The 7,858-nt window shown below is 66.8% G+C and carries 6 protein-coding genes; 3 read left to right on the forward strand and 3 right to left on the reverse strand.

What is annotated here, in order from left to right; translation table 11 throughout:
• Positions 1–8 precede the first annotated feature (8 nt).
• Complete coding sequence (locus AC07VX_RS19700) at positions 9–734, forward strand: IclR family transcriptional regulator (RefSeq protein ID WP_493165817.1); 726 nt, start codon at positions 9–11, stop codon at positions 732–734.
• Positions 735–1,215: 481 nt separating this feature from the next.
• Positions 1,216–3,915, forward strand: a complete 2,700-nt coding sequence (locus AC07VX_RS19705) for a TonB-dependent receptor (protein WP_493165816.1) — start codon at positions 1,216–1,218, stop codon at positions 3,913–3,915.
• Between the two features lie 607 nt (positions 3,916–4,522).
• On the opposite strand, the gene AC07VX_RS19710 is transcribed toward AC07VX_RS19705, so the two are convergent.
• Positions 4,523–4,852, reverse strand: coding sequence for a helix-turn-helix transcriptional regulator (locus tag AC07VX_RS19710; RefSeq protein ID WP_493165813.1), 330 nt, complete (start codon positions 4,850–4,852; stop codon positions 4,523–4,525).
• Between the two features lie 511 nt (positions 4,853–5,363).
• Here AC07VX_RS19710 and AC07VX_RS19715 point away from each other — a divergent pair.
• Positions 5,364–5,516, forward strand: a complete 153-nt coding sequence (locus tag AC07VX_RS19715) for a hypothetical protein (RefSeq protein ID WP_493165812.1) — start codon at positions 5,364–5,366, stop codon at positions 5,514–5,516.
• A 104-nt stretch (positions 5,517–5,620) separates the two neighbouring features.
• Here AC07VX_RS19715 and AC07VX_RS19720 read toward each other — a convergent pair whose 3' ends face one another.
• Together AC07VX_RS19720 and AC07VX_RS19725 are read right to left on the reverse strand one after the other, a co-directional pair.
• Complete coding sequence (locus AC07VX_RS19720) at positions 5,621–7,234, reverse strand: tetratricopeptide repeat-containing sulfotransferase family protein (protein ID WP_493165810.1); 1,614 nt, start codon at positions 7,232–7,234, stop codon at positions 5,621–5,623.
• Positions 7,231–7,626, reverse strand: coding sequence for an adenylyl-sulfate kinase (locus AC07VX_RS19725; RefSeq protein ID WP_495119434.1), 396 nt, complete (start codon positions 7,624–7,626; stop codon positions 7,231–7,233). The genes AC07VX_RS19720 and AC07VX_RS19725 overlap by 4 nt, the downstream gene beginning before the upstream one ends.
• Positions 7,627–7,858 lie beyond the last annotated feature (232 nt).

Raw genomic sequence — 7,858 nt, forward strand, 5'->3', positions numbered from 1 at the left:
TTTTGCGCATGGATGAAGCCAAGAGCCCACGGGGCATCCAGAGCATCGAAGTCGGCGGCCAGCTGCTGCTGGCCCTGGCCCACCAGGGCCGGCCCATGGCGCTGAAGGACCTGGCGCGAGAGGCCGGCATGACGCCGGCCAAGGCCCACCCCTATCTGGTGAGCTTCATCAAGCTGGGCCTCGTCGAGCAGGAGGGCGGCAGCGGCCCCTACGGTCTCGGGCCGCTGGCGCTGCAACTGGGCCTCATCAGCCTGCAGCAGTACGACCCTGTGCGCCTGGCCACACCCGTCATCGAGGAGTTGGCCCTGCAGTTGGGCCATACCGTGGCGATTGCCGTCTGGGGCACTCGCGGGCCCACCATCGTGCGCGTGGCCGAAGGGCCGACGCCCGTCCACGTGAGCATGCGCCACGGCACCGTCATGAGTCTGGCGGGCACGGCCTCGGGCCGGCTGTTTGCGAGCTGGCGGACGGGGGAAGCCAAGGCCCTCGGCGAAGCCCTGCCCGACGACGCCACGACAGCGGCGGTGCGGCGCGACGGGCTGGCCACCTCGCGCGACGGCGTGGTCGCCGGCGTCAGCGCCGCGGCGGCACCGGTCTTCGATGCGTCAGGCCGGCTGGTGATGGCCTTGACCGCCATCGGTCCCAGCGCCAGCTTCGACACGGCACCTGAAGGGGCGGTGGTCGGCCCGCTGCGCGACGCCGCGGCGCTGTTGTCACGCCGCCTGGGTCACTGAAGCCGCGCCCGCCTGCCGCCCGACAGACCGGCGACAGCCAGTTTCCCGAGAAGGCACGCAAACTGTTTTTGCAGTTCGGGAGCATTGCTTCCAGAATCACCCGCAAAATCTGTTATTTCTGATTTAAAACATATTGATGCAAATCATATGTCGTCAAATCAGAAACAAATTTCCCTTTAACACCTCCCAGGCTTCCACTTGGTGAAGCAAGGTGAAGATGGGTCGCAGATGGCTGGACTGCAGCATCCAAGCCACACCTTGCGGGCACGCGGATTTCGTCGAATTCCAGTCACATCAAGGACTTGCATTCGGTACTGGCAATCCGTCCTCCATGTTTCAGGGGAGGCTAGGGGTTTTCCCAAGTCAGCCCGAATTTCAGGGGCTCCGAAAATTTGCCCCAGCCACCGCCCGACCGGGCGGATTGTCTTTTGGCTGACCCATTTGGCAACACACCCGCTTGCCAATCTTTTCTGGAGCAGTGATGCATAAGCAAACCAAAATCGCCGCCGCGGTCCTGTTGACCGTCGGCGGTTTCAGCGCTTGGGCCCAACAGGCCGAGCCGCAGCAGATCGAACGCGTGACCGTCACCGGTTCCGCGATCAAGCGCATCGACGCTGAGTCGGCCGTGCCGGTCACCATCGTCAAGATGGCCGACCTGCGCAACGCCGGCGTGACCTCGGTCGAACAGATCATGGCCAACCTGACGGGCGTGCAGTCGTCGGTCAACGCGGCCCAGTCCATCGGTTCGGGCAGCGGCGGCGCATCCTTCGCCGACCTGCGCGGCATCGGCGCCGACAAGACCCTGGTGCTGCTGAACGGTGAGCGCATCGCCAACAACGCGGTCGACGGCTCGGCCCCCGACCTGAACATGATTCCCTTCGCTGCGATCGACCGCATCGAAGTGCTGCGCGACGGCGCCTCGGCCCTGTACGGTACGGACGCCATCGGCGGCGTGATCAACTTCATCACGAAGAAGAGCTACAACGGCGCCACCATCACGCTGGGCTATGACTCGCCCAAGCATGCCGGCGGCAAGGCCAAGAGCGGCAACGTGGGCTTCGGCTTCGGCGACCTGGCCAGCCAGGGCTTCAACGTGCTGGGCTTCTTCAGCGTGAAGAAGGAAGACGCCATCGCCGGCAACGAGCGCGGCTTCAACAAGCGCATCGTCGGCGGCCTGTCCAACAGCACCGACCCGGCCAACTACACCCAGGACTTCAGCAAGCTGTACAACCCGGCTGCCCCGACCTGCTCGGGCACGGCGCTGATCCCGTTCGCCGGTGGCACGCAGTGCAAGATCGTCACGCCCAACTTCGTGGACTTCGCGCCCAAGTCGGACACGGCCTCCGGCATGATCAAGGGCACCCTGCGCGTCAGCGACTCGCTGGAACTCGGCGCCGAAGCCTTCATGACCCAGAACAAGGTCACGACGCGCATCGCCCCCGTGCCCTACGGCGGCTACTACATGAACCCGACCATGCCCAATGGTCAGAAGAACCCCTACTTCCCGACCGCCCACGTCGACCCGACCTTCGACGACGGCTCGGCCGGCACGAAGCCCTTCAGCCCTTCTTCCGCCTTCGCCAACCCGGTGGCCGTTCAGCCGGGCTTCGTCTACGTCTTCTGGCGCGACTTCCCGAACGGCTCGCGTTCCCAGCGCAACGACAACAAGCAAAGCCGCATCGTGCTGTCCGCCGACGGCAATGCCGCCAACTGGGACTACTCGGTCAAGTTCTCCGCCAACAAGAACACCGTCGACCAGAACCTGGTCGGCGGCTACGGCGACGGCGACATGATCGGTGAAGGCCTGCTGGAAGGCGTCATCAACCCCTTCGGCGCCCAATCCGCTGCCGGCACCGCGCTGCTGGAAAAGGCCGCCCTGAACGGCAAGCTGCAGACCGCCACCGGCAAGGTCAACATCTTCAAGATCACCGCCAGCCGTGAACTGGGTGACTGGCTGGGTGCCGGCCGTGCGTCGCAGGTCGCCGTCGGCGTCGAGCGCCGCCACGAGGACTTCATCTCCGCGGCCAACAAGGACTTCGCGAAGCTCGTCTCCGCCTCGACCGGCCTGGATCCGGACTTCGTCGCCAAGGGCACCCGCAACGTGTCGGCCGTCTACGGCGAGCTGAACGTGCCGGTGAACAAGATGCTGGAAGTGACCGGCTCGCTGCGCTACGACAAGTACAGCGACTTCGGCAACAGCACCAATCCCAAGCTGTCGTTCCGCTTCCAGCCCAGCAAGGAAATGCTGTTCCGCGGCTCCGCTTCGACCGGCTTCCGCGCCCCCACGCTGTTCGAGCTGTATGGTTCGCAGGCCTACACCAACACGGCCGGCAACTTCAACAACCCGATCAACTGCCCGGGCGGCACCGCCATCCCTGGCGCGTCCTCCGGTGCGAACTGCTCCACGCAGTTCCAGGTCCTGACCGGCGGCAACACCAACCTGAAGCCCGAGAAGTCCAAGGGCTACACGCTGGGTGCCGTGTTCGAGCCGATGGCCGACATGAGCCTGGGCATCGACCTGTGGGCCATCAAGATCACCAACGCGATCTCGACGCTGCCGCAGTCCACGCTGTTCTCGAACTACCAGCAGTTCCAGCAGTACTTCCACTTCGCCCAGCCGGGCAACCTGCTGTCCATCACCAGCAACTGCCCTGGCACGAAGTGCGGCTATGTTGACCAGCTGAACCAGAACCTGGGTGGCACCAACACCAACGGTATCGACCTGAGCGCCCAGTACCGCCTGCGCTCCAGCATCGGCCAGTTCGACTTCTCGCTGAACAGCACCTTCGTCAACAAGTACGAGTACCAGGACTACCAAGGTGGTGCCTGGAACCAGAACGTCGGCGTCTATGTCGGCTCCGGTCCGGTCTTCAAGTGGCAGCACAACCTGACGGCCAACTGGAGCCTGGGCAGCTTCGCCCTGGGCACCGCGGTCCACTACAAGTCGGGCTACGTGGACTTCATCCCGACGAACCACGTCTCGGCCTTCACGACGACCGACCTGTACGGCAGCTGGTCGCCCATCAAGGGCGCGTCCCTGGTGCTGGGCGTTCGCAACCTGTTCGACCGCGACCCGCCGTTCACCAACCAGGCCGACCTGTTCCAGGCCGGCGGCTGGGATTCGCGCTACGCCAACGCAGCCGGCCGCACCTACTACGTGCGCGGCACGTACTCGTTCTAAGCGTTCATTCGCAAAGCGAGGGGCCCTTCGGGGCTAGCCGGTGGCTCAGCGTGTTGACGCCACCGAGCTGATTCGATGAGTGCCCTCCGCAGACCAGTCGGTCTCGGGGGGCATTTTCTTGGCCAAGATTTCTCCTTCGGGTCACAGGGCCCCTGCCCCTACGAGTGGTTCTGGCCGACGAGGCGGCCATTCCGTAATCGACCCTAACGCGAGCAAGAGCCGGCGCTGAAGTTCGCACGAGTTCGCATCGCACATGCGAACTTGCCGCTAGCTCACAACGAGCACTGAGCTGTCAGTGCGAGATGCCGACGCTCAATGCGATGACGGCGGTTACTCATTCAAAGGCCGCCGGGCTCAGGGCTTGAGCCAGTCGTGCTCGAAGACTTTTGCCCAGTCGTCCGGCCGAGAATCAGCATGCCGTTCGCTGTGCTTGAGAAACACACGGCGCCAGTTGGCGCGAACGTAGGTCGTGGTCTGCTCTACGACTGCCCAGGCAGCTGCTTCTTCGAGCCCCGCAAGCTGCTTCCCGGCCGCCAAGAGATTCGCGCGGGCCACCGCTCCTGCGTTTGCGGGTTTACCGTCCACCTAAAGACCGGGGCGCGACGAGTCATGGCGAGGCCTTCTTGCGACGCGACGAGAAGCGCGGCAGGTTGCTACGAGCCGCCTCCTGGAAGGCAGGGTCTTGTGCAGCGGCCGCCATGGCGGTTTGCAGGCTCACGTCGTCGAGGGCCCACAGCAGTCGCGCGACGTCGACGAACCGGGAAGACAGGGCACCAGCCTCGATAGACATGAGGGTGAGGCGGCTGATGTCGGCCCGCTCGGCCAGCTCGGCTTGAGTCAAACCCCTAGCTAGCCGCATCAATCGAACACGCGCGCCCACCTCAGCCACAAACTGGGTGACTTCGTAAGGCTCGGCGGACGGGTCTCGACGTCTCATAGAAGTATGCAAGAATAGACTTCGTCGCGCTTAATGTCTATTTATGTCTACTTAGCAGCTTGCAGGAATGGCTTGCGCAGGTCGCGCAGACGGTTTCTCGCGGAGCGGGCTACGGCCGCACCCCGAAGCTGCCAGTTGACGTTCCGGCTCCGTTCGCCGACGAGGCAGGTACCGCCAGTACCGATGGAGATACCGACGACGGTGCGGGGTAAAACTGGCGCCTCTTGCCAGCAAAAACTGGATACCCACACAGCGTTTCGGACGAACAAGCATTCGATGCCGTGAGCATGGACCGAGCCACCGAAGTCAAGCGACATCCAGAACTGACCCCCAGCACCTCGCCCTGCTGAGTGCGAACGCGATCCGCTGGTCAGTGAAATTGCTCTTCCTCATGGCATGAACTCCTGACCCCTTCCAGGGCCTCTTCATGCCGGTCCATTCTGTTACCGAACGGTACGGGAACCTGGGACAGGGTCACGAGTGTGATGCGCTGCCGGCGGGCCGCGTCGCCATGCCGCGCTATCACGACGTCAACCGCACGCCCACCGAGATCTCAGCCAAGATGAGGGGCGACTGGAGGGTCTACATGCTGGCGCTGCTAGGCCATAAGCCCGATGCCAACAGGGCGCACACGCCCGGCTCCGGCCGCACCGTTGCCGTGTAGCCGGTGCCTCGCCGACGAGCAAGGCGTTGCGCGCCTGGTCGAACGTGAGGCGCATCCCCTCTCAGCGTCAGGCGCTGTGACGTCGTCGTCGGTGGCCGGGCCGATCACCCCCCTGTCGCGGCGAAACGATCGCGCAGCGGGTCCAGCAGCAGGCCGTAGCGCTGTGCCGGCGTCGACGCGGCGCGCATCGGCTGGCGCACCTGCAGCGAGCTCGGCGTGCGGATCGCGCGCGCCGTCTCGTGGAAGCGCAGGCAGGCCGGCTCGAAGTCGAGGCCGCAGGCGGCGAGCAGCGCGTGGATGCCGGCACTCGGGTCGGCGACGAGGTCCTCGTACCGTTGCAAGACGAAGCGGCCCGGGTAGCGCTCGGCCCAGAAGCGGGCGAGCGCGTCGTAGGCGCGCCAGTACGCCGCGAGCCCGTCGAAGCTGTAGGTGAAGTGCACCATGCCCGGCCCGAAGAGCTGCTTGTAGCAGGACCATGCGGTCTCCACCGGGTCGCGGCGGCAGTCGACGATGCGAGCCCCGGGCAGCATGCGCAGCACGGCGCCGGCATAGAGCCAGTTCTCGGGCAGCTTGTCGGTGGCGATCGGCTTGGCCGCACGCCAGCGCGCACTCGCCCGCAAATAGGCCTCGCCGAGCCGCCGCCAGTCAGCGTCGCTGGCGTCGGCGACCCAGGCCGGGAACGGCTTGCCGCGCCGGCGAGATTCGTCGTGGAGCAGCTGCGGCAGGTAGGGCAGCTCGCTCGCGCCTTCGACCTGCGAGTGGCTCGCGAGAATCTGCTCGACAAGCGTCGTCCCCGACCGCGGCAGTCCAACGAGGAAGATGACCTCGCGCCCCGGCCCGTCCTGCGGCGGCGGCGGCGCGCCGGCGAACGCGGTGCGGATAGTGTCGACGTAGCGCGCGAACGCCGCGGAGTCCCACGGCCGCGACGCACGTGCCGCATCGTTCGCCGCGCACAGGACCCGGAACGCGTCGGCGTGCCGGCCCGCGCTCTCCAGCCCGTGGCCGAGGGCGAAGCTCAGGAGCAGCCGTTCCTCCACCGGCATCGTCGCCGGCGGCGCGGAGGCCTTCGCCTCGAGCTGCGCCAGCTCATCGGCGGTCATCGGCACGAGCTTCAGGTCGGCCAAAGTCCACCACGCATGCGCGACGAACTCGCCGCGCGCGATCAGGTGCCGGCAATCCGAGGCCGCGACATCGCCATGGCCGAGCGCCGTTGCGCAGCGTGCGCGCTGCAGCCGGGCGAGCGGCGCCGCCGGGTCCAGCGCGACGGCGCGCTGCACGGCGCCGTACGCCGCCGCCGGCTCGCCGGCGTTGTCGTGCTCGAACGACAGCCCCAGCCAGTCGGCCGATGTAGTCGCGTGTGCCTCGCCTTCGCGCAGCGTCGCGACCACCGCAGCGTGGTCGTGCGCGTGCTCCTGCGCGGCCGCGAGCTGCGAGCGGAGGTCGAAGTCCCCGGGCCGCTGAGCGAGCGCGCGCGCGAGGTCCTGCGTTGCGCCTTCCCAGTCGTCGTCGCCGGCACGGCAGACCGCGCGCAGGCGCAAGACCTCCGGGTGATCGGGCGCGCTGCGCGCCAGATCGAGCAGCAGCTGCGCCGCGTAATTGCGATCGCCCGCCTGCAGCGCCTGCATGGCGCGGCGCAGCTGCTGCGCTTCGGCAGGCGTCAGCCCGCTCAGCGGATCGCTCGCCGTCTCGGCGCTCGGGCTCGACACGGGGCCCGTCATGCCGGTCTCCCGACGAGACGCACCGCCGACTGCCCTGCGGCGCGCAGCCGGCGGCACACCGCCTGTGCGATCGTGGACTTGACGGCACCGGGCAGGCCGGTCAGCCAGAGCACTGCGGCGCGTGGCGACGGTTTGCCGCCGCGGTCATCGGGCATGGGTCGAGACATCATGCAGCGGATTGTGGGGCCGCGCGGCGGGCTCGGCGGCTGTCGCCACGATGCGCCCCGCCCCTGCGCGCCAGCGATGTCATGACCCGCCCCTGAGCCTGCCAACCAGCGCGATGCCGGCCAGCACCAGCAGGCTGCCGGCCACGAAGCTGAGCGCCAGCGACCCGGTCGGGACCGGGTGACGTTGCTCCCGTGTCGCTGGACGGGTAGATCGGTCCTGACCATGTCCGCCAGGTCATCGCGGCGATCGTTGCGACGCTGGATCTCGCGGCGCCGGGGCTCGAGCCAGGCGAACCGGGCCCGCGGCTCCAGAGCTGTGCCAAGTCGTCATTCGGCATGGCCCGGGGCAACGCAACGGATGCCACAGTCCGGAGATTATTCGTGAGCGTCCAGCCGCTCCACCTTGACTCGGTCTGGAAGCGGCGCTATCTCGCCGCAGAGGCGGATCCGACGAAGG

It is taken from the genome of Roseateles sp. GW821-FHT03B02 (genome assembly GCF_059421025.1).